The 20,054-nt window shown below is 73.0% G+C and carries 19 protein-coding genes and 1 pseudogene; 3 read left to right on the top strand and 17 right to left on the bottom strand.

Annotated features, from left to right (window positions below):
* Positions 1 to 102 precede the first annotated feature (102 nt).
* The 5 genes and pseudogenes from V5O46_RS01385 to V5O46_RS01365 form a co-directional block, all read right to left on the bottom strand.
* Positions 103 to 1,128, bottom strand: coding sequence for an SDR family oxidoreductase (locus tag V5O46_RS01385; RefSeq protein ID WP_332882488.1), 1,026 nt, complete (start codon positions 1,126 to 1,128; stop codon positions 103 to 105).
* A 69-nt stretch (positions 1,129 to 1,197) separates the two neighbouring features.
* Positions 1,198 to 1,495, bottom strand: a pseudogene (locus tag V5O46_RS01380) (winged helix-turn-helix domain-containing protein); the annotation flags it as partial.
* Between the two features lie 272 nt (positions 1,496 to 1,767).
* Positions 1,768 to 2,808 carry a glutamine synthetase gene (gene glnII, locus V5O46_RS01375; protein ID WP_332882487.1) on the bottom strand — a complete coding sequence of 347 codons (1,041 nt, stop codon included), beginning with the start codon at positions 2,806 to 2,808 and terminating at the stop codon, positions 1,768 to 1,770.
* 226 nt (positions 2,809 to 3,034) lie between these two features.
* A complete protein-coding gene (locus V5O46_RS01370) occupies positions 3,035 to 3,754 on the bottom strand; it encodes an RlpA-like double-psi beta-barrel domain-containing protein (RefSeq protein WP_332882486.1) in 720 nt (239 codons plus the stop codon).
* 158 nt (positions 3,755 to 3,912) lie between these two features.
* Positions 3,913 to 4,272: an arsenate reductase family protein gene (locus tag V5O46_RS01365; RefSeq protein ID WP_332882485.1), complete on the bottom strand. Its 360-nt coding sequence runs from the start codon at positions 4,270 to 4,272 to the stop codon at positions 3,913 to 3,915.
* A 173-nt stretch (positions 4,273 to 4,445) separates the two neighbouring features.
* On the opposite strand from V5O46_RS01365, the gene V5O46_RS01360 reads away from it, so the two are divergent.
* Positions 4,446 to 4,772, top strand: a complete 327-nt coding sequence (locus V5O46_RS01360) for a hypothetical protein (RefSeq protein ID WP_332882484.1) — start codon at positions 4,446 to 4,448, stop codon at positions 4,770 to 4,772.
* Between the two features lie 118 nt (positions 4,773 to 4,890).
* Here the strand turns inward: V5O46_RS01360 and V5O46_RS01355 are convergent, their stop codons facing one another.
* From V5O46_RS01355 to glnA, 5 genes are all read right to left on the bottom strand, one after another.
* Entirely contained in the window at positions 4,891 to 6,075 is a 1,185-nt protein-coding gene (locus tag V5O46_RS01355) for a winged helix DNA-binding domain-containing protein (RefSeq protein WP_332882483.1), read from the bottom strand.
* Positions 6,076 to 6,350: 275 nt separating this feature from the next.
* Positions 6,351 to 6,935, bottom strand: coding sequence for a PspA-associated protein PspAB (gene pspAB, locus V5O46_RS01350; protein ID WP_332882482.1), 585 nt, complete (start codon positions 6,933 to 6,935; stop codon positions 6,351 to 6,353).
* A gap of 2 nt (positions 6,936 to 6,937) precedes the next feature.
* Positions 6,938 to 7,855, bottom strand: a complete 918-nt coding sequence (gene htpX, locus V5O46_RS01345) for a zinc metalloprotease HtpX (RefSeq protein WP_332882481.1) — start codon at positions 7,853 to 7,855, stop codon at positions 6,938 to 6,940.
* A 95-nt stretch (positions 7,856 to 7,950) separates the two neighbouring features.
* Positions 7,951 to 8,256, bottom strand: coding sequence for an SCO2583/SCO2584 N-terminal domain-containing protein (locus V5O46_RS01340; RefSeq protein WP_332882480.1), 306 nt, complete (start codon positions 8,254 to 8,256; stop codon positions 7,951 to 7,953).
* A 210-nt stretch (positions 8,257 to 8,466) separates the two neighbouring features.
* Positions 8,467 to 9,876, bottom strand: a complete 1,410-nt coding sequence (glnA, locus tag V5O46_RS01335) for a type I glutamate--ammonia ligase (protein ID WP_332882479.1) — start codon at positions 9,874 to 9,876, stop codon at positions 8,467 to 8,469.
* Between the two features lie 210 nt (positions 9,877 to 10,086).
* On the opposite strand from glnA, the gene V5O46_RS01330 reads away from it, so the two are divergent.
* Positions 10,087 to 10,554 carry an RDD family protein gene (locus tag V5O46_RS01330; RefSeq protein ID WP_332882478.1) on the top strand — a complete coding sequence of 156 codons (468 nt, stop codon included), beginning with the start codon at positions 10,087 to 10,089 and terminating at the stop codon, positions 10,552 to 10,554.
* Between the two features lie 113 nt (positions 10,555 to 10,667).
* Here the strand turns inward: V5O46_RS01330 and V5O46_RS01325 are convergent, their stop codons facing one another.
* The 4 genes from V5O46_RS01325 to lipB form a co-directional block, all read right to left on the bottom strand.
* Positions 10,668 to 11,372 carry a DUF4191 domain-containing protein gene (locus V5O46_RS01325; protein WP_332882477.1) on the bottom strand — a complete coding sequence of 235 codons (705 nt, stop codon included), beginning with the start codon at positions 11,370 to 11,372 and terminating at the stop codon, positions 10,668 to 10,670.
* A gap of 48 nt (positions 11,373 to 11,420) precedes the next feature.
* The gene (locus V5O46_RS01320; protein ID WP_332882476.1) at positions 11,421 to 11,621 is read right to left on the bottom strand and encodes an SCO2195 family GlnR-regulated protein; all 201 of its coding nucleotides are present in this window, start codon (positions 11,619 to 11,621) and stop codon (positions 11,421 to 11,423) included.
* A 246-nt stretch (positions 11,622 to 11,867) separates the two neighbouring features.
* Positions 11,868 to 12,854 carry a lipoyl synthase gene (gene lipA / locus V5O46_RS01315; protein ID WP_332882475.1) on the bottom strand — a complete coding sequence of 329 codons (987 nt, stop codon included), beginning with the start codon at positions 12,852 to 12,854 and terminating at the stop codon, positions 11,868 to 11,870.
* Positions 12,855 to 13,046: 192 nt separating this feature from the next.
* Positions 13,047 to 13,952 carry a lipoyl(octanoyl) transferase LipB gene (gene lipB, locus V5O46_RS01310; protein ID WP_332882474.1) on the bottom strand — a complete coding sequence of 302 codons (906 nt, stop codon included), beginning with the start codon at positions 13,950 to 13,952 and terminating at the stop codon, positions 13,047 to 13,049.
* 147 nt (positions 13,953 to 14,099) lie between these two features.
* Here lipB and V5O46_RS01305 point away from each other — a divergent pair, with 147 nt between their 5' ends.
* The gene (locus V5O46_RS01305) at positions 14,100 to 15,566 is read left to right on the top strand and encodes a regulator (RefSeq protein WP_332882473.1); all 1,467 of its coding nucleotides are present in this window, start codon (positions 14,100 to 14,102) and stop codon (positions 15,564 to 15,566) included.
* Between the two features lie 95 nt (positions 15,567 to 15,661).
* Here V5O46_RS01305 and V5O46_RS01300 read toward each other — a convergent pair whose 3' ends face one another.
* The 3 genes from V5O46_RS01300 to V5O46_RS01290 all read right to left on the bottom strand — a co-directional run bounded on the left by V5O46_RS01300 (position 15,662) and on the right by V5O46_RS01290 (position 19,830).
* On the bottom strand, positions 15,662 to 17,260 hold the full coding sequence (locus tag V5O46_RS01300; RefSeq protein WP_332882472.1) for an NAD(P)/FAD-dependent oxidoreductase: 1,599 nt from the start codon (positions 17,258 to 17,260) through the stop codon (positions 15,662 to 15,664).
* 193 nt (positions 17,261 to 17,453) lie between these two features.
* Positions 17,454 to 18,359, bottom strand: coding sequence for a TIGR01777 family oxidoreductase (locus tag V5O46_RS01295; protein WP_332882471.1), 906 nt, complete (start codon positions 18,357 to 18,359; stop codon positions 17,454 to 17,456).
* A 286-nt stretch (positions 18,360 to 18,645) separates the two neighbouring features.
* The gene (locus tag V5O46_RS01290; protein ID WP_332882470.1) at positions 18,646 to 19,830 is read right to left on the bottom strand and encodes a MarP family serine protease; all 1,185 of its coding nucleotides are present in this window, start codon (positions 19,828 to 19,830) and stop codon (positions 18,646 to 18,648) included.
* Between the last annotated feature and the right edge of the window lie 224 nt (positions 19,831 to 20,054).

Below are 20,054 nucleotides of genomic sequence, written 5' to 3'. Positions count from 1 at the left end.
GGAGTTGATGGGAATCCCCTGGGACATTCCCGTCACAACTGGCCGTGAAACACCGGCAGTTGTTGATCCCTCACCGCGGGTCGCCGGTGCGGGGGTGCGGGCCTATTCTCCGCCCGGTCCCTCCGGGTTCCCGTCCGCCAGCGCCTTGGCCTCCGTCTCCGGGTCGAGGCCCACCGTCGGCCGGTCCGGGCGCAGGGGAGCCGTGCCGCCGATCTCCCGCAGCCAGCTCCAGGTGTCGGCGACCGTCTCGGTGACCGGGCGGCAGTGCAGGCCGGTCGCCAGGGCGCGGGAGACATCCGCGCCGTGCAGGGTGGCGTGCAGGTCGCTGTCCGGCGGCACCCACACCGGCAGCTGGGTCCACGGCTCGATCCCGGCGCCGAGCACGTCGTCGGGCGCGGTCCAGCGCAGCCTCGCCGCGCCGCCGGTGACCTGGACGCAGGCGTCGAGCAGGGCGCCCATGGTGGCGTGTCCCGGCGGGGAGACCAGGTTGTACGGGCCGCTCAGCCCCTGCTCCACCGCCCCCAGGAGCCATCCGGCCAGGTCCCGTACGTCGATGTACTGCAGCGGCAGTTCGCGCGGGCCGGGTGCCAGGACGGTGCCGCCGCGGGCGGTCCGGGTCAGCCACCACGGCAGCCGGCCGATGTTCTCGTACGGCCCGAGGATCAGTCCGGCCCGTACGAGGACCGAGGCGTCCGCACCGAAGGCGTCCAGGACGGCCAGTTCGGCGCCCCGTTTGTCGCGGGCGTAGTCGCGCTGCCCGGCGTCCGGTGAGGCGCCGTCGACGAGCGGGTCGTCCTCGGTGTATCCGGCGGGCCGGGGCCACTCGTACACCGAGCAGCTCGACACGTACACGTACCGGCCGGCGCGGCCCCGCAGCAGCCGCGCCGAGTCCCGCACCGCGCGGGGCGCCGCCGACCAGGTGTCGACGACGGCGTCCCAGTCGCCGTCGGCGCCGGCGAGCGCCGCGAGCCCGTCGGGTGCGGTGCGGTCGCCGTGCAGCGCCCGCACGCCCGGCGGCGGGGCGTGCCGTCCCCGGTGGAGGACGGTGACGTCCCAGCCGCGCCCGAGGGCCGCCTCGACGACCGCCCGCCCCACGAACTCCGTACCACCCAGCATCAGCAGTCTCATGCGCTCCAGGGTGCCCGGCGTGGGAGGACGGGGGAACAGGAGTCTGCTGTGAGCAGACCCCCGCCCTGGTCAGCGGCCGGCCGGGGGGACGTACGTGTAGCCGACGCGGCGCACGGTCCGGATGGCGTCCCGGTGCTCGGGGCCCAGCTTGCGGCGCAGCCGGGCGATGTGCACGTCCACGGTGCGGCCGTCGCCGACATGGCCGTAGCCCCACACCGTGGTGACCAGCCGGTCCCGGGTGTGCACCTGGTGCGGGTGCGCGACGAGGTGGGAGAGCAGCCCGAACTCCAGGTAGATGAGAGCGAGCTCGCGGCCGTCGACGGCGGCGGTGCCGCGCGGTGTCGATGCGCACCAGCGGTTCCCCGGCTGCTTCGCCGGGCGCCGGGCGCCCGGCGGGGCGGGGGAGGCCGGGTGGGCGGCGTCAGCGGGCCCGCGCGGTGAGCGCGGCGACACACCCGGTCGAAGTCGTGGTGCCGGCGTGCGGACCAGAAGGGCTCGAGGTCGTACGACCCGTCCCCGCACACTTCTGGAAGCCGACCAGGTCCCCATTGGACCAGAACCCGGTGGGGCGGAACCCGGCCGGGGCGCCCACCTCGACGGTGGACGCCCCGGAAGGAAGCGGGAGAAGCAGTGGGCGGATCAGGCCTGGCCGGCCTTCTCCAGCGCAGTGCAGCAGGTGTCGACGAGGAGGCGGGTCACCACGTACGGGTCGACGTTGGCGTTCGGGCGGCGGTCCTCCATGTAGCCCTTGCCGTCCTTCTCGACCTGCCACGGGATACGGACCGAGGCTCCCCGGTCGGAGACGCCGTAGGAGTACTTGTCCCACGGGGCGGTCTCGTGCAGGCCGGTCAGCCGGTCGTCGATGCCCGAGCCGTAGTTCTTGACGTGGTCCAACGGCTTGGAGCCCTCGCCGAGCGCCTCGCAGGCGGTGATGATCGCGTCGTAGCCCCCGGGGGACTCGCGCATCGCCTTGGTGGAGAAGTTGGTGTGCGCGCCGGCACCGTTCCAGTCGCCCTTGACCGGCTTGGGGTCGAGGGTGGCGGCGACGCCGAAGTCCTCGGCGGTGCGGTAGAGCAGCCAGCGGGCGACCCACAGCTGGTCGGCGACGTCGAGCGGCGCCAGCGGGCCGACCTGGAACTCCCACTGGCCCGGCATGACCTCGGCGTTGATGCCGGAGATGCCCAGGCCCGCCTTGAGGCAGTTCTCCAGGTGCGCCTCGACGATGTCGCGGCCGAAGATCTCGTCGGAGCCGACACCGCAGTAGTAGCCGCCCTGCGGGGCCGGGAAGCCGCCCTTGGGGAAGCCCAGCGGGTGGCCGTCCTTGAAGAAGGTGTACTCCTGCTCGATGCCGAAGATCGGCTCCTGCGCGGCGAACTGCTCGGCGACCTCGGCCAGCGCGGCACGCGTGTTGGAGGGGTGCGGGCTCATGTCCGTGTTGAGGACCTCGCACAGCACCAGCACGTCGTCGCCGCCGCGTACCGGGTCGGGGCAGGTGAAGACCGGCTTCAGCACACAGTCCGAGGCGTGGCCCTCGGCCTGGTTGGTGGAGGACCCGTCGAAGCCCCAGATCGGCAGCGTGTCCAGACCGGCGGGGGAGCCCGCGATGATCTTCGTCTTGGAACGCAGCTTGGCCGTCGGCGCGGTGCCGTCGATCCAGATGTACTCAGCCTTGAAGGTCACGGGCCACATCCTTCGGGGGTGGGTCTGGGCGCACTTGCGGGTGCTGCGGCGCTGCGGCACCGAGGCGCCGCCTCTACTGCCCGGCAGCCTGTCAACAGGCGATTTCCCGGCCATTGCCCGTGTGTGAACCCCGTGTTACCGGGAGCTGCCGGGGCCCGGCGGCCCGGTGTGCCCCCTGCGACCCTCCCCCCGCCTCGGGGCGCGAGGACGGGAGGAGGGCCGGGTCTCACCCCACCTTCTCGATCAGCGCCCGGCGGATCAGGAACTTGCCGGGCTCCCGGACCTGCTCGAACGCCGCGTTGTTGAGCAGCACGCAGCTTCCGGAGACCGAGGTGACCTCCACCGTCGTGGACTGGTTGTTGTCCAGGTTGGTGACCTTCAGCTGGGTGCCCGCCGGGAACTGGTTGCTGGACGCCGCGGGCGCGCCGCCCTCGCCGGAGACGGTGACCGTGGAGCCGTTGCACACCTGCTCACCGGCTGCCGCCTGGCCCGCGTCACCGGCTTGCTCACCGGCCTGCTCGCCGGCTTCCTGCCCGGCTTCCTGCCCTGCGTCCCCGGCGCCCTCCTGGGCACCTGCCCCGGCGTCCTCCTGGCCGTTCTGCGGGGGCTGTGCGGCCTGGGAGCCCTGAGCCGACTCCCCCACCGCGCAGCCGGACGCGGCCTGCTTGCGCTTGATCTCCTCGACGACCGCCTCGCGGTTGGCGATCCGGGCCTCCGACTGGGCGTCGGGGTTGGCCCGCTGGCCCTCGATGAAGTTCAGATTGTTACCGAGCGCGGTGGCGAGCCCCTGGCAGACGGTCGAGTCCTCGGCGGACTTCGTCTGCGCGGTGGTCTGCGAGGCGTTCGAGGTGCTCGCCATCACGAAGGCCCCGCCGCCGGCCACCGCCGCAGCGCTGACCAGAAGTGCGATCTTCTTCTTGGGGCCGAGAGTTCTCCTGCGCGACATGCGCGCCTCCTGAAGGGGTAGGGGAGCGTACGCCGCTATGTACGAGATCCCGAACGAGGTTACTCACTGGTCACGACGATTCCCTCAAGTAACCTGCATCACAGGGAAGTTGAGGCTTGTTCTGCTGTCGGGGCTGCCGTGCGACTGGCGGGGCGCGGTCACCTGGACAGGGCGTCCCGGACCGCCTCCTCGGTGCGGGCGACGACCGCGGTGCCGTCGTCCGCCGTGATGATGGGGCGCTGGATCAGCCTCGGGTGTGCGGCGAGCGCCGCGATCCAGCGGTCGCGGGCGGCGGCGTCCCTGGGCCACGCCTTCAGGCCCAGCTCCTTCGCAGCCGCCTCCTGGGTTCGGGTGATCTCCCACGGTTCGAGGCCGAGGCGGGCGAGGACGGCGCGGATCTCGTCCTCGCCCGGTACCTCCTCCAGATAGCGGCGGACGGTGTAGTCGGCGCCCTCGGCGTCGAGCAGCTTGACCGCGCTGCGGCACTTCGAACAGGCCGGGTTGATCCAGATCTCCATGCCGTCACGGTAGCCCGTGGTGCCCGGGAACCCGTTCTCCCCGCCCGTCACACAGCCCCCGAAAGCCTTGCTGGCCAGGGGATTTGTCAGTGGTGGGCGGTAAAATAGAAGCATGTTCGAGGGTGCCGCCGGAGGGTTCCGGGCGGTGCCCTGACCGCGACAGGAGGATGCCTGTGCCCGCTGCCGCACTCACGCCGAAGCCGTACCGGAAACCGTTGCCCACCCAGTCGACCGCCAAGCAGCCCGTGCTGCTCGATCTGCCGTACGCACCCGTGGAGAAGCGCCCGCTGCCGGCCGGACGCCCCCGCGAGTGGTACATCACGCACAACCGCCGGCTCAAGGCGCTCCGGCTCGCCGTCGCCCTGCTCGACTCCGGCGTCTACCTGCCGAACCAGGCCCGCAACGAGAGGATACGGAGCACCGCGGAGACCATCGGCGTTCACCCGCCGTCCGACACGACGTGCCACATGGTGCGCGCGCTGATGCGCTACTCCCGCTGACTCCCGGGCCGCGTCGACGCCGGGCACCCCGCAGACCAGCGGGGCGCCCGGCGGACGCGGCCCGCTGCCGCCGGACGCGGGCAGACGGAGGTGGCCGCCCCCGGGGTCGCCGCGTGTCCTAGGCCGACAGGTCCCGCTCGAGAGGCGTCCGGAATCTCGGGGTCACCCGGGTCGCCCCCACCCAGGCCCGCAGCCGCTCCGCCTCCGCGGCGATCGCCGCCTCCGCCTCGCGACCGACGCCCGTGCCGTCCAGGACGCGCCAGACGATCTCCCCGTCGGGCCGCTGCGCCCAGCCGCCGACGACCCGGCCGTCCCACCACACCGTCGGGCCGACGTTTCCGCTGCGGTCGAACAGCAGGGGCCGCAGCTCCGGCGCCAGATACCAGTCCCGCTGCTGCCAGCCCATCGCCGTCGGATCCAGGCCGGGCAGGAGCGCGGCCCACGGCTCCACCGTCGGCTCCGGCGGGTCCGCGTCACCGCCGACCACGTACCCCGTGCCCTCGTCCAGGGACACCGCCTCCGCCCCGCTCGCGGCCAGCGCCTGCCGTACCTCCGTCACCCGCCACCCCGTCCACCACTTCAGATCCGCCTCGGTCGCCGGACCGCACGCCGCCAGCCACCGCTGCAGCAGCTCGGCCTGTGCCCCGGCGGTGTCCAGCTCGGGATGCCCGGGCGCGACGGCCCAGCGGAACTGGCTGGAGGTCCAGGAGCCCAGCGGCCGGCCCCGGACCACCTTGCCCTCCACACCCAGCACCCGCAGCAGCCGCGTGGAGACGGTGTGCAGCCCCTCGTAGCTCTTCCCGGCCTCGTGCACGAACCGCTCCTTGAGCCGGGGTTCGTCCCGGCTCAGCTCGGCCGCCGTCGCCTGGCCGCGCCGGGCCAGCGCGGCCAGCGTCGACTCCTCCACCTCGGCGAGCCAGGCCGCGTCCGGTGCTCCGGCCGCCGCCATATGGGTGAGCAGCATGGCGCGCTCCCGGGCGGCGAACGCCTGCGCCATGAAGGCGTGCACGACCGCCGTCAGCTCCGTCGGGAAGACGAACATGGTGTGCCGCATGCCGTGCATCCGGACCAGGGACCGGTCCTCGTACAGCGCGCGCTCGGTCTCGCCCACCGTCTTCGCCGGGTCCGCCAGCCGCGCACCCACCGCCAGGAACACGGTGGCCGGGTCGGTGCCGTGCAGTGCCACCAGCGAGGCGGCGACCTCCTCGGGGCTCCCCACCCGGTCCGGTCCGGACAGCCGGTGCCGCCGCGCCAGCCGCGCCCGCCGCTCGGCCGCCCCGATGTGCCGCCGCCCGTCGCTCATGCCGCCTCCGTCCGCCGGTCCCGCCTGCGTCTTCGCCGTCAGGTCCCAGGTCCCGCGCGCGGTTCCGCACGCGGGTCCCTCACATCGCCCATCCTGCCGGACGGCACTGACAACAGCCGCGGCCGGCGGGCGACGCGGCCGGCAGCGGGCGGCACCAGCAGGGGGCGGCCGTGATCACGGCGGCACCGGTCACGGCGGCACCGGGCATGGCAGCACCGGCCACGGCAGCGCTGGGTACGTACCCATGGCTGCCGGCGCCACCCTGTCGTCGGTTCCTACAGGCCCGGCGCGCCCCATACCGGGAACCAGCGGCCCAGGTCCCGCTCGATCTGCAGGTCGTCGGCGAGCGCCGCCCGGACCCGCAGCTCCAGCGGGTTGTCGCGCCGCTGCGCTCCGCCGGGCAGTGGCGCGAAGGGGTAGAAGGTGCCCCGTTTGTAGAGGTAGACCAGCCCCAGCCGCCTCCCGTCCTCGTGCCGGAAGCCGGCCAGGGAGCACAGCAGTTGCGGGCCGAAGCCGTTGACCTCCATCGAGCTGTTCACCGCGTGCAGATCGTTCACGAGGGAGGGCAGCGCCTCGGGGGAGCGGCGGGAGACCAGCCAGGAGTAGCCGTACTCGTCGCGGCTCATCTCCACCGGGGAGCCGTCGCGGCCGGCGTCCGCGTCCAGCAGGGCCTGCACCTCGTGGTGGATCTGCTCGAAGGCCGCCCCCTCGACGGTCGCGAAGCACACCGCACCCTGTCCGGTCGGGGTGAATCCGGTGGCGGCCTGGAGGGTGACGGCAGCCGACGGCAGCGCGAAGAGCCGGTCGAGGTCGGGCGCGACGGGCCTGCTGCGGCCGAGCAGGATGTCCAGCAGTCCCATGCTCAGGCCCCTCCGGGCGCCGCCGCCTCACCCAGTTCGGTGGAGATCCGGCCCAGCTGCTCGAGCCGGTCCTCCAGGCTGGGGTGGGTGGAGAACAGCTGGACGAGCCCGGGGCGGGCGCCGAGCGCCGGGGTGAAGTAGAAGGCGTTGAACGCCTGCGCCGTGCGCAGGTCCTTGCTCGGGATCCGGGCGATGTCGCCGGTGACCTTGGTGAGCGCCGACGCCAGGGCCGAGGGGCGGCCGGTGAGCAGCGCCGCCGCCCGGTCCGCCGCCAGCTCCCGGTACCGGGACAGGGCCCGGATCAGCAGGAAACTCAGCGCGTACACGGCTGCCGAGACGCCGATCACGGCCGCGAAGACGACGAAGGTGTTCTGGTCGCGCCGCCCGCCGCCGAAGAGCTGCGAGTAGAAGGCGAACCGCACGACCAGTCCCGCGATCACGCCCAGGAAGGACGCGACGGTGATCACCGCGACGTCCTTGTGCGCCACGTGCGACATCTCGTGCGCGAGCACGCCCTCCAGCTCGGCGGGCTCCAGCCGGCGCAGCAGTCCGCTGGTCACACACACCACCGCGTGGTCCGGGTTCCGCCCGGTCGCGAACGCGTTCGGCATGTCCATGTTGGAGACGGCCACCTCCGGTTTGGGCATGTCGGCCATCGCGCTCAGCCGGTCGACCACGCCGTGCAGCTCCGGGAACTCCTCCCGCTCCACGACCCGGCCGCGCATCGCGTACAGGGCGATCCGGTCGGAGAACCAGTACTGCGCCCCCAGTGCCGCCGCCGCGATCACCACGACCAGCACCCAGGACTTCAGCAGCGCGATCAGTGCGGCGACGAACGCCACGTACAGCAGTCCGAGCAGGAACAGGGTGAGCCCCATCCGCACGGTCAGGCGGCGGTCGCTCCGGAAGCGGCTGCGCATCTGCATCACCCCGAACAGTCAGGCACTCGTCCCGATGCTCTCCAGTGTGCACCCGCCCCGGCGAACCCTCCCGTGCCGGACCGGCGGCGCGCCTGTCAGGGTGCCCGGAAGTTGAGGTAGCCCAGCAGCAGGATCACCGCGGCCATACCGCCGAGCACCACGGCCGTGGAGACCCAGGACGACCGGAACCTCGAGGAGTGCGGGGAGCGCGCCGAGCGCGCGGAGCGCGATCTGCGGCGGGAACCCGAGTGCTCCGGGTCGGGGCGGAACGGCACCGGTCCGGGCGGGTTCTCCTTCCAGCGTGCGGCGAGCATGCGGGCCCGCGCCGACGGCTCCTTGTGCTCGGCGCCGTCCGCCCACTTCAGGTCGAACTCCCGCTCGTCGTCGTCCCGCTCGGACATCCCGGTCCCTCTCCCCGTTGCCCTGGGTGGTCCTGTGTGGGTGCTGCGTGTTCCTGTGTGGGTGCTGCGCGCACTCGAACAGCAGTCCCATCCGTCATGATTCCCGCTTCGGAGGGCTCTGTGAAGCCGTTTCCGGATAAACGACGGTGCCCCCGTCCCTGGTTCCAGGGCGGGGGCACCACGATCGGCCGGACGCCGATCACACGCCGGTCACACGTCGAAGTAGAGCTCGAACTCGTGCGGGTGCGGACGCAGCTGCAGCGGGGCGATCTCGTTGCTGCGCTTGAAGTCGATCCACGTCTCGATCAGGTCGGACGTGAAGACGTCGCCCTGGAGCAGGAACTCGTGGTCGGCCTCCAGCCGGTCCAGCACGGCACCGAGGGAGGTCGGGACCTGGGCGACGTTGGCGTGCTCCTCGGGAGCCAGCTCGTAGAGGTCCTTGTCGATCGGCTCGGCCGGCTCGATCTTGTTCTTGATGCCGTCCAGACCGGCCAGCAGCAGCGCCGAGAAGGCCAGGTACGGGTTGCCGGAGGAGTCCGGGGCGCGGAACTCGACGCGCTTGGCCTTCGGGTTCGAGCCGGTGATCGGGATACGCATCGCGGCGGAGCGGTTGCGCTGCGAGTACACCAGGTTGATCGGCGCCTCGAAGCCGGGCACCAGACGGTGGTACGAGTTCACCGTCGGGTTGGTGAAGGCCAGCAGCGACGGGGCGTGCTTGAGGATGCCGCCGATGTAGTAGCGGGCGGTGTCGGACAGACCGGCGTAGCCCTGCTCGTCGTAGAAGAGCGGCTCGCCGTTGCTCCACAGCGACTGGTGGACGTGCATGCCCGAGCCGTTGTCACCGAAGATCGGCTTCGGCATGAAGGTCGCGGTCTTGCCGTTGCGCCAGGCCACGTTCTTCACGATGTACTTGAAGAGCTGCAGGTCGTCGGCGGCGGCGAGCAGCGTGTTGAACTTGTAGTTGATCTCGGCCTGGCCGGCGGTGCCCACCTCGTGGTGCTGGCGCTCGACCTTCAGACCGGCCTTCTCCAGTTCCAGGGAGATCTCGGCGCGCAGGTCGGCGAAGTGGTCGACCGGCGGGACCGGGAAGTAGCCGCCCTTGTAGCGGACCTTGTACCCGCGGTTGTCCTCCAGGGCGCCGGTGTTCCAGGCGCCGGCCTCGGAGTCGATGTGGTAGAAGGACTCGTTCGCGCTGGTGGCGAAGCGGACGGAGTCGAACACGTAGAACTCGGCCTCCGGGCCGAAGAACGCCGTGTCGGCGATGCCGGTGGAGGCCAGGTAGGCCTCGGCCTTCTTCGCCACGTTCCGCGGGTCGCGGGAGTACTGCTCGCCCGTGATCGGGTCGTGGATGAAGAAGTTGACGTTCAGCGTCTTGTCCCGGCGGAACGGGTCGACCCGGGCGGTCGACAGGTCCGCGCGCAGCGCCATGTCGGACTCGTGGATCGCCTGGAAACCGCGGATCGACGAACCGTCGAACGCGAGCTCCTCGGCGGGGTCGAACGCCTCGGCGGGCACGGTGAAGTGCTGCATGACGCCCGGCAGGTCGCAGAACCGGACGTCGATGAACTTGACGTCCTCGTCCGCGATGAACTTCTTGGCCTCGTCGGCGTTCTGGAACATCCAGCTCCTCCTACTCCCGACCGTCCCGCCGGGGTGGTAGATCGTTCGTGCTGCCAGTGCGGGTGGCACACGCTGGCCACGACCCTAGGGACGGGTCATTTCTCGGGCGTGACTCGTTTGTTTCGCAGAAGTTAACCGGCTCGCGTCCCAGGCTAGCTCTGACACACCCCGCCGTGCTCCGGTCGCATACGGGCGCAGTACCGTGTACGGGTGGACAAGAGGCAAGCAATCGGATCGTGGCTCTCCGGCCCCCGCGCGGCCATGGAGGAGGCCGGTGCCGACTTCGGCTACCGAGGTCAGGAGCTCGGCCTGCCGGAGAAGGGGCCGGGTTCGATCGCGGGTCCCGGCCGGCGGCTCGGCGCCCTGGCCGTGGACTGGGGGCTGTGCCTGCTGATCGCATACGGCCTGATCACCGACGGCTACGGCCAGGCCACCTCGAACTGGGCGTTGCTGATCTTCTTCGTGCTGAGCGTCCTGACCGTCGGCACGATCGGCTTCACCCCGGGCAAGCGGCTGCTCGGTCTGCGCGTCGTCGAGCTGGGCACCGGCCGGGTCAGCCCGCTGCGCGCGCTGCTGCGCTCCGTCCTGCTGTGCCTGGCGATCCCGGCGCTGATCTGGGACCGTGACGGCCGCGGTCTGCATGACAGGCTGGCCCGCACGGTCGAGGTGCGGCTGTAGCGCTGCCGCCGCACGCTCGGCGAGCGGTACGACGAGAGCCGCGAGTGCGACGAGGGGCGCCCGGAGTGAATCCGGGCGCCCCTCGTCGTACTCGCGGCTCTGCTGTACTCGGGTCAGCGCGGGCCGGGGCCGCCGCCCTTCGGCAGCCGCATGCCCTTCGGCATCGGGCCCTTGGGCAGCGGCATGTTGCTCATCAGGTCGCCCAGGGCGCGCAGCCGGTCGTTGGTCGCGGTGACCTGCGGGCCGCTCAGCACGCGCGGGAGTTTCAGCATCGTCGTGCGCAGCTTCTTCAGCTCGACCTGGCCCTCGCCGGTGCCCACGATCAGGTCGTGCACGGGGACGTCGGCGACGATCCGGTTCATCTTCTTCTTCTCGGACGCGAGCAGGGACTTCACCCGGTTCGGGTTGCCCTCGGCGATCAGCACGATGCCGGCCTTGCCGACCGCGCGGTGCACCACGTCCTGGCTGCGGTTCATCGCCACCGCGGGGGTCGTCGTCCAGCCCCGGCCGATGTTGTCGAGCACGGCCGCGGCGGCGCCCGGCTGGCCCTCCATCTGTCCGAAGGCCGCCCGCTCGGCGCGGCGCCCGAAGACGATCGCCGTCGCGAGGAAGGCGAGCAGCAGGCCCAGGATGCCGAGATAGATCGGGTGGCCGATCAGGAAACCGATCGCGAGGAAGACACCGAAGGTGATGATGCCGACAGCCGCGAGTACAAGACCGATCTTCGTGTCGGCCCTGCGGGTCATCTTGTAAGTGAGGGCGATCTGCTTCAGTCGCCCGGGGTTCGCAGTCTCTGCCGCGTTGTCCTTCCTCGCCATGCCACGAAGTCTACGTGCCCCCGCGAGCGCCGACGAAGGCAGTGCGGGTCAGCGGCGGCCGGAGACGGCCTGCTGGAGCACGCGCTCGGCCTCGACCCGGTCCTTGGCACGCCGGCGGTCCTCCAGGACGGACGTCCAGGCGTTGCGTCGGGCCGTGCGCTGGCCGCTGCTGAGCAGCAGCGTCTCCACGGCGCGCAGGGCGTCGGAGAACGACGGGATCGCGGTGGCGCGGACGGGCTGGGCCTGCATCGGCATCGTGGAGGGCCCCCTCGGTACGGCACTGGGTAAGGGTGTACGTGGCGTGAGTCCAGGGTCACTGATTGGTGTTACCAGTGCGTGACCGACCGGTCAAACACCCATGAAGGCCTGATGCGTGATCCGGCCGACGCACCGCGGCCCTGACCGGTGCCCCCAGCTGGGAGGACGGTCAGGGCCGCGGCGCCCCGGCCGATACCGGGGGGTAGCACCTTGTGCGCGGATTCACACGCGCTCGGGTCAGACCGCCTGCGTGGCGACGTGCCCACCCCGCTGCGGAGCGGCGGAGTCACGCTGCTCCATGGCCATCCGGTACAGCCGACCGGCGCGGTACGAGGAGCGCACCAGCGGGCCGGACATCACACCGGAGAAGCCGATCTGCTCGGCCTCCTCCTTCAGCTCCACGAACTCCTGCGGCTTGACCCAGCGCTCCACGGGGTGGTGGCGCACGCTCGGGCGCAGGTACTGCGTGATGGTGACGAGTTCGCAGCCCGCCTCGTGCAGCTGCCGCAGTGCCTCGCTGACCTCCTCGCGCGTCTCGCCCATGCCGAGGATCAGGTTGGACTTGGTGACCAGGCCGTAGTCCCGGGCCTCGGTGATCACCCTCAGGGAGCGCTCGTAGCGGAAGCCGGGGCGGATCCGCTTGAAGATCCGCGGGACCGTCTCCACGTTGTGCGCGAAGACCTCGGGGCGGGAGCCGAAGACCTCGGCGAGCTGCTCGGGGACCGCGTTGAAGTCCGGTGCGAGCAGCTCGACCTTGGTCCGGCCGGCCTCGCGGTCCGCGGTCTGGGCGTGGATCTGGCGCACGGTCTCGGCGTACAGCCAGGCGCCGCCGTCCTCCAGGTCGTCGCGGGCGACGCCGGTGATGGTGGCGTAGTTCAGGTCCATGGTGACGACGGACTCGCCCACCCGGCGGGGCTCGTCGCGGTCGAGCGCCTCGGGCTTGCCGGTGTCGATCTGGCAGAAGTCGCAGCGCCTGGTGCACTGGTCACCGCCGATGAGGAAGGTGGCCTCGCGGTCCTCCCAGCATTCGTAGATGTTGGGGCAGCCGGCTTCCTGGCAGACCGTGTGCAGGCCCTCGCTCTTCACGAGGTTCTGCATCTTCGAGTACTCGGGACCCATTTTCGCCCGGGTCTTGATCCACTCGGGCTTGCGCTCGATGGGGGTCTGGCTGTTGCGGACCTCCAGGCGCAGCATCTTGCGTCCGTCGGGTGCGACTGCGGACACGTCGGCTCCCTAGCGTTGATTCCTCGGCGTTCCCCAGGGTACGCCCGTTGATTTGGTGGCCGGCGGGGGTGCTGGCCTTTGCCGGGGGCTGTCGCCCCTCGGAGCCCGTTCCGGGCCCGGACGGCCTCGTCCTCGAACTCCCCCGGAGGGGGAACCCCCGGGCAGGCTGTCTTTATGCCGTATGCCGTCCCGCTATGCCGCCGGTGTCTTCTCGATCACCCGCGGTTGCAGGTCGGCGTTCTCCAGGATGTCCCGCAGATGCCGCTCGGCGACCGGCAGGACCTCGTCGATCGTGACGTCGCGACCGAGCTCGCCGGCCAGCGAGGCGACGCCCGCGTCGCGGATGCCGCAGGGGATGATCCGGTCGAACCACTTGTTGTCGGGGTTCACGTTGAGGGCGAAGCCGTGCATCGTGACGCCCTTGGCCACCCGGATCCCGATCGCCGCGATCTTGCGGTCCTCCCGGCGCTGGCCCGCGTTGGACGGGGCGTACTCCGGCCCGTTCAGCCGGGGGTCGAACTCCTCGTCGTGCAGCCGCGGGTCGAAGTCGAGGGCGAGCCCGCCGAGCGCCGGGCGCTGCGCCACCGGGTCACCGAGGACCCACACCCCGCTGCGGCCCTCGACCCGGGTGGTCTCCAGGCCGAACTCCGCGCAGGTGCGGATCAGCGCCTCCTCCAGCCGCCGGACGTGAGCGACGACGTCCACCGGGCGCGGGAGCTTCTGGATGGGGTAGCCCACCAGCTGGCCCGGGCCGTGCCAGGTGATCTTGCCGCCGCGGTCCACGTCGACCACCGGAGTGCCGTCGAGCGGCCGCTCGCTGTCCGCGGTGCGCCGTCCGGCCGTGTACACCGGCGGGTGCTCCAGCAGCAGCACGGTGTCCGGGACCTCGTCGGCGAACCGCGCCGCGTGCACCCGGCGCTGCTCGTCCCACGCCTGCCGGTACTCGACGGCCTCGGCGCCGAACCCCATACGGACGAACCGCAGCTCCTTCACGGCAAGCGCCTCCCTGGATGTCGTAAGGCACGCAGCGTGCCTACGCCACTGTACGTCCGACCGCTCCGTGTACGTTCGGCCGCTGCCGTCAGCCGCAATGGGCAATCCTCACACGATCGGATGAATGCCTGTCGAAATGTGCGATCAGGTGCTTACTCTCCGCTACATTCGCGCCGTCCAAGAGGCCATAAGGGCTGCTCACAGGCAATCCGGGCACATCGAACGCCGGAAGGCAGGAGACCGCACCGCACCATGACGGAACGACCCGCGCAGCGCACTCCCAACCGCCAGCTCGCCGCGCTCATCGCAGAAGCGGGGTTCTCCAACGCAGGTCTCGCCCGTCGCGTCGACCAGCTCGGCCTCGAACACGGGCTGGACCTCAGATACGACAAGACGTCCGTCACCCGCTGGCTGCGCGGCCAGCAGCCCCGCGGCACCACCCCCGCGCTGATCGCCGAGGTCTTCACCCGCCGCCTCGGCCGCCGCCTCACCGCCCAGGACCTCGGCCTGGACGCCTGCGCCCCGGTCTACGCGGGGCTGGAGTTCGCCGCCACCCCGGAGGAGGCCGTCGACATCGTCAGCGGGCTGTGGCGCAAGGATTCCGGCAGCCACGCCGAGCTGCGCAAGATCGCGTTCACCCCGGCCGGACTCGTGGTGCCCAGCCGCGACTGGCTGATCGGCCGCGCCGACGAGAAGGTGGCCCGCGCCGATGTCCCGGTCCGCATCCCGGCGCAGGGCCGCCCGGCAGCGCCCCGGGGCGCGGCCCCGCTCGACCCCGCGGTCCGGCGGCGGGTCCCGGCCGACCGCGGCCCCGGCCAGAAGGTCACCGGCGGGGACCTCGCCGCGCTGCGCTCGGTCGGCGAGCTGTTCCGCACCCTGGACGACCGGTACGGCGGCGGGCACGCCCGCCAGGCGCTGGTCCGCTACCTCGAGCACGAGCTGGAGCCGATGCTGCGCGGCACCTACGGCGAGCAGACCGGCCGTCGGCTGTTCGCCGCCGCCGCGGACCTGACCCGGCTCGCGGGCTGGACCTCGTACGACATCGCGGCGCACGGTCTCGCCCAGCGCTACTTCGTCCAGGCGCTCCGGCTCTCGCAGGCGGCCGGCGACCGGGCGTACGGCTCCTATGTGCTGGTCACCATGAGCAGGCAGGCCGTCTACCTCGGCCACGGCCGAGAGGCGGTCCAGCTCGCCCGGGTCGCCCAGCAGGGGGTGGGCGCCGGTGCCCCGCCGGTGGTGCAGGCACTGCTGCACTCCGCCGAGGCGCGCGGGCACGGGGTGCTCGGCGAGGTGCGGGCCTGCACCGCCGCGCTGGTGCGGGCCGAGCGGGCGATGGAGGCGGCCCGCTCCGGCGACGAGGTCCCGTTCTGGGCGCGCTTCTTCGACGAGGCCCAGCTCGCCGACGAGTTCGGGCACTGTCACCGGGACCTGCACCAGTTCCGCGCCGCGGCCCAGCACGCGGAACGCGCCCTGGCGCTGCGCGCCCCCGGCCACGCCCGCAGCCGCCTGTTCTGCCGGGTCGTGCTGGCCACCGCCCGCCTCGGCCTCGGCGAGCTCGACCAGGCCTGTCAGCTGGGCGCCGAGGCCGCCGGCCAGGCGATCGAGATGCGCTCGGTACGGGCGACGGAGTACGTCCGCGACTTCGAACGCCGCCTGGAGCCCTACCGCGACGCCGCCCCGGTGCGCGGCTACCGGGACAAGGTGGCGGCGTTGGGGTAGGGCATGCGCCCTGAAGGGGCGCGGGGAACTGCGCGACCGGCCACGGCGGCACCGCGGACGAGCGGCGGCACAGCGCGGCACGTCCAGCGGAGCGCTCAGGCCGCCCGGGCCGTGGGCACGGGTTCCGCCGTGTGCATCGGGCGGTCCGTGCCCAGGTCGGCCAGGACCGCGGCGGCGGCGCGGCGGCCGGAGCGCAGGGCGCCCTGGACGGTGCTGGTGTCGCGGTGGTCGCCGCACACGTAGAGACCGGTCAGCAACCGTACCGGCCGGCGCAGGTCGTGCGGCGGGCGCATCTCCGGGACCGCCTCGGACGTGTGGTGCACGGCAAGGGTCTCCCAGCGGGCGGTGGACACCCCGTACAGGCGGGACAGATGGGTGCGGACGGCGCTGTCGGTGTCCGGTGGGGGAGGGCCCAGGACCGTCGAGGACACCAGGGTCCGGCCGGACGGGGCGCGGGAGGGGTCCACCTCGCTGACCACCGCCGTGTGGGCGACCGGGCCGCCGCGGTCGGCGTCGAGCAGGAGACCCGTGCCGGTCGCCGGCGGCTCGTCCGTGGTGTGGTGAACCACCGTCACCGAGTGGAAACCGGGCACCCGCAGGCCGGGCAGCAGCTCGGCGGCGGCCCGGGCGTCGGTCGCCACCAGCACGGCGCGGCAGCGGATCACCCCGTGGTCGGCGGTGGTCACCGCGTTGGTCGCGACCGCGGTGACCCGCACCCCGGTGTGCACCGTGCCCGGTGGCAGCGCGTCCGCCAGCAGCCGCGGCAGTGACTCGGCACCGCCCTCCGGCAGGCACAGCCGGCCGCCGGCGAAGGCGTGCAGCGCGAGGTCGGCGCAGCGGCTCGAGGTGGTGAGGCCGGGGTCGTACAGCAGGGCCGTCAGGAGCGGGCGCAGGAAGCCCTCGATGGCGCGGGAGGGCAGACCGCGGGCGGCGAGCGCCTCGGCGGCGGGCAGCTCCGGGCGGGCCAGCAGCCGCTCGACGGGCGTCGCGGCGAGCCGGGCGAGCGCTGCGCCGAGCCGGGCCTGGTCGACGGCGGTGCCGAGCGGGGCGCCGGCGCGGATCCGGGGCAGGGACACGGGCCGTCCGGGCACGCCGGGGGCCGCTCCCGTGCGCCGGCCGGGTCCCGCCGCGAACCGGCCGGAGGCCGAGGCGAGTCGTGCGGGGACCGAGCCCAGGCGCCCGGGGACTCCCGCGAGCAGCCGTCCCGGGGCCGCCGGTACGAGGGGTCCGTGCGCCGGCGCGCTGCGGCCCCCCGAGACTCCGGGGGCGCTCGGGCCGGCCGCCGGAGCGCCGGCCGCCGGGACCGGCCGGGGAGCGCCGGCGAGGGCGCGCATCGCACGGAATGCGCCCCGTGCGCTCCGTGCGCCCCCTTCGCTCCCGGGACCCGCCGGGGCGCCCGCGTGATGGTGGCGCCCGTCGCTGTGCAGCAGGACCCCGGGTGCGAAGGGCCGCAGCACGAGGCCGGCCGGACCCGGGGCGTCCCGCAGCTCCGGGACCGCCGTGGACAGCAACCGCCCGATTCTGTCGAGCCGGAAGCCGTCGACCTTCTCCGTCGCCATGCGGCCGCCCGCACCAGGGGCGGCCTCCAGGACCACGGTCGAAACTCCTGCGCTGGTCAGCCGGTGCGCCGCGGCGAGTCCGGCGACCCCGGCCCCCACGACGACGACGTCCGCCTGGTACGCGGGCTCAAGCACGTGCCCCTCCTCGAGGTTGCGCGGCCGCTGGGGACGTCATGCCCCCAACAAGCTCCCGGAATACCCGAGTTCGGAACGAGGTTAGGCCCCTCGGCGGTCGGTGGCAGTCGCACAGGGGCAGGGCACGGTCGCACGGCGGTCGCATCGCGGTCGTAGGACGGTCGCAGACGGCCGGAGCACGTTCGGAATCCGGTCACCGTGCTTGCAGGGCCGCCCGGATCGCGTCCTCGATCTCCGGGAACGCGAACCGGAACCCCGACTCCAGCAGCCGGGCCGGCAGCACCCGGGCGCTGCCCAGCACCTCCCCGGACATCTCCCCGAGCACCGTCCGCAGCACCGGCGCGGGCACCGCGAAGAGCGTCGGCCGGCGCAGCACACGGCCCATGGCAGCGGTGATCTCACGGTTCGTCAGCGGATGCGGCGCGGTCACGTTGAACGGACCGGACAGATCGTCGCGGTCGAGGAGATGGCGGATCGCGGCGACCTCGTCGTGCAGCGAGACGAACGACCAGTACTGCCGCCCGTCGCCCAGCCGTCCGCCGAGCCCCGCCCGGAAGACCGGGAACAGCCGCCCCCAGGCCCCGCCCCGGCGAGCCACGATCAGCCCGGTCCGGGGGAACACCGTGCGCACACCCGCCTCCTGGGCGGGCGCCGCCGCGGTCTCCCACTCCACGCACACGGAAGGCAGGAAACCCCGGCCGGCGGGCGCCCTCTCGTCCACCGCCCGGGCGCCGGTGTCGCCGTAGTAGCCGATCGCGCTGCCGTTCACGAAGACCCGCGGACGCGGCTCCAGCGCGGCCACGGCCTCCGCGAGCGCCGCCGTGCCGCGCACCCGGCTGTCGCGGATCCGCGCCTTGTACGCCGGCGTCCACCGGCGGTCGCCGATCCCGGCCCCGGCCAGGTTCACCACCGCATCGCACCCGGCGAGACCGGCGGGGTCCGCCCGGCTCCGCTCGGGATCCCACCGGACCTCGCCCGGAGCCTGCGGGGCACGCCGCACCAGGCGCACCACCTCGTGCCCGTCCGCGGTCAGGGACCGCACCAGGGCGCTGCCGATCAGACCGGACGCTCCGGCCACCGCGACACGGGAAGCTGCCATGCGCCCATACTGCCCGCCGCCGTCGCCGCAGTCCCGCACGACCGGGCCCGCCAACGGGGGAGGCCGGCCCGCAGCGCCGCGGCCGGGCGGCCCGCCGCACCCGTCGTCACACGGGACCGTCGTCACACGGGACCGTCGTCACACGGGACCGTCGTCACGCGGACCGTTGTCACACGGGACCGGCAGACCGCCGGCCGGCGTGCACAGCGGGCCGGCGCCAGGTCCGGGGCCGGCGGACCGCGCCCGCGGAGGCGGCCTCCGCCGCCGACCGCGGCCCGAGGGGCCGTCAGGAGCTCACCGGCTCCCCCGTGTCCACCGCCGCCGTCGCCTGCGCGGCGCGCCGCGCCTCGGCGGACACCTCCGCGGCCGTCAGCACATAGCCGGTCTCCGGGTCTGAGGTGGAGCGGGCGAAGACCACGCCGTACACCCGGCCGTCGGTGGTCAGCAGCGGGCCGCCGGAGTTGCCCGGGCGGACCAGTGAACGTATGGAGTAGATCTCCCGCGTGACCGTCTCGTCGCTGTAGATGTTCTGGCCGGTCGCCCGCACCCGGCTCGCGACCGTCGCCGCCCGCAGATCCAGGGCGCCGTCCTGCGGATACCCCGCCACCACCGCCGGGTCACCGCGCCCCGCCTCGTCGTCGAAGCGCAGCACCGGGGCGCCCAGACCGGGCACATACAGCACGGCCACGTCCTTGTCCGGGTCGAACAGCACCACCCGCGCCGCGTGCACCGGACCGACGCCGCCGACCCGCACCGTCGGCTCGTCGATGCCCGCCACCACATGGGCGTTGGTCATCACATGCTCGCGCGCGTACACGAACCCGCTGCCCTCGCGGCCCTGGAGACCGGCCACGCCCTCCACCTTGACCGTGCTGAGCTTCGCGGCCCGGGTGGCCGCCGCCGTGACGCTGTCGCCGGAGGGCTCGGCGACCCGTGCCGTCGACTCGTTCTCGAACGGATTGAACACCTGCGGGAACCCGGCGTCCGTCAGCGCCGACGTGGCCCGCGAGAACCAGGCGGGCGTGGTCTCCGGCATCGCCCGCTGCACCGTGCCCAGCAGCGTCGACCCCCGGATCGCCGAGGTGAGCAGGGGCGAGGAGGACGCCGCGAGAACGCTCGCCGCCACCCAGGCCACGATCAGCACGGCAGCCGAGTTGGCCACCGCCCCGCCGACCCCGTCGGCCACCCGCAGCGGCCCGGCGCCCAGCTCCCGGCGCAGCCGCAGCGCCAGCCGCCCGGCCAGCTCATGGCCCACCACCGCCGGGACGAGCACCGTCAGGACCGCGGTCACCGTCGCCGCCGTGGTCCCCGGCGTCGCCCAGTCCATCACCCACGGCAGGAGCCACACGCCGACCACCGCGCCGCCGACGAAACCCGCCAGCGACACACAGCCGGCCACCAGCCCGCGCCGGTACCCGGACGCCGCGTACGCCAGGATCACCAGCAACAGCAGGATGTCGAGCAGGTCCACGCAGAGCCGCCTCTCTCTCGGACACCTTCGGACACCTCGGGACCCTGGAATACGCACCGGACGGGCCCGGTGATCAGCCAGGGGCGCACGGGCGGCCGGGAGGCGGCCACGCATGCCGGTAACCGGAAAACGCCGCGGACCGGGATGATGGTTCCACCGGGTGGCACAGCACACATCGCGGGCGGGCCGGTTCCGGCGGACAGTGGGTCCATGCGTGGTGGTGC

This window comes from Streptomyces poriticola (assembly GCF_036689765.1).
GTDB lineage: Bacteria > Actinomycetota > Actinomycetes > Streptomycetales > Streptomycetaceae > Streptomyces > Streptomyces poriticola.
This window is presented reverse-complemented; position numbering and strand designations above follow the sequence as displayed.

What these genes read in the sequence shown, in the direction of transcription:
- V5O46_RS01370 (WP_332882486.1), bottom strand. Translation starts at nt 3,754, where the DNA reads ATGTCGCGCAGGAGAACTCTCGGCCCCAAGAAGAAGATCGCACTTCTG.
- V5O46_RS01385 (WP_332882488.1), bottom strand. Translation starts at nt 1,128, where the DNA reads ATGAGACTGCTGATGCTGGGTGGTACGGAGTTCGTGGGGCGGGCGGTC.
- V5O46_RS01320 (WP_332882476.1), bottom strand. Translation starts at nt 11,621, where the DNA reads ATGCAGGCCCAGCCCGTCCGCGCCACCGCGATCCCGTCGTTCTCCGAC.
- V5O46_RS01365 (WP_332882485.1), bottom strand. Translation starts at nt 4,272, where the DNA reads ATGGAGATCTGGATCAACCCGGCCTGTTCGAAGTGCCGCAGCGCGGTC.
- glnA (WP_332882479.1), bottom strand. Translation starts at nt 9,876, where the DNA reads ATGTTCCAGAACGCCGACGAGGCCAAGAAGTTCATCGCGGACGAGGAC.
- pspAB (WP_332882482.1), bottom strand. Translation starts at nt 6,935, where the DNA reads ATGGGACTGCTGGACATCCTGCTCGGCCGCAGCAGGCCCGTCGCGCCC.
- V5O46_RS01325 (WP_332882477.1), bottom strand. Translation starts at nt 11,372, where the DNA reads ATGGCGAGGAAGGACAACGCGGCAGAGACTGCGAACCCCGGGCGACTG.
- V5O46_RS01295 (WP_332882471.1), bottom strand. Translation starts at nt 18,359, where the DNA reads ATGGCAGCTTCCCGTGTCGCGGTGGCCGGAGCGTCCGGTCTGATCGGC.
- V5O46_RS01305 (WP_332882473.1), top strand. Translation starts at nt 14,100, where the DNA reads ATGACGGAACGACCCGCGCAGCGCACTCCCAACCGCCAGCTCGCCGCG.
- htpX (WP_332882481.1), bottom strand. Translation starts at nt 7,855, where the DNA reads ATGCGCAGCCGCTTCCGGAGCGACCGCCGCCTGACCGTGCGGATGGGG.
- V5O46_RS01340 (WP_332882480.1), bottom strand. Translation starts at nt 8,256, where the DNA reads ATGTCCGAGCGGGACGACGACGAGCGGGAGTTCGACCTGAAGTGGGCG.
- V5O46_RS01355 (WP_332882483.1), bottom strand. Translation starts at nt 6,075, where the DNA reads ATGAGCGACGGGCGGCGGCACATCGGGGCGGCCGAGCGGCGGGCGCGG.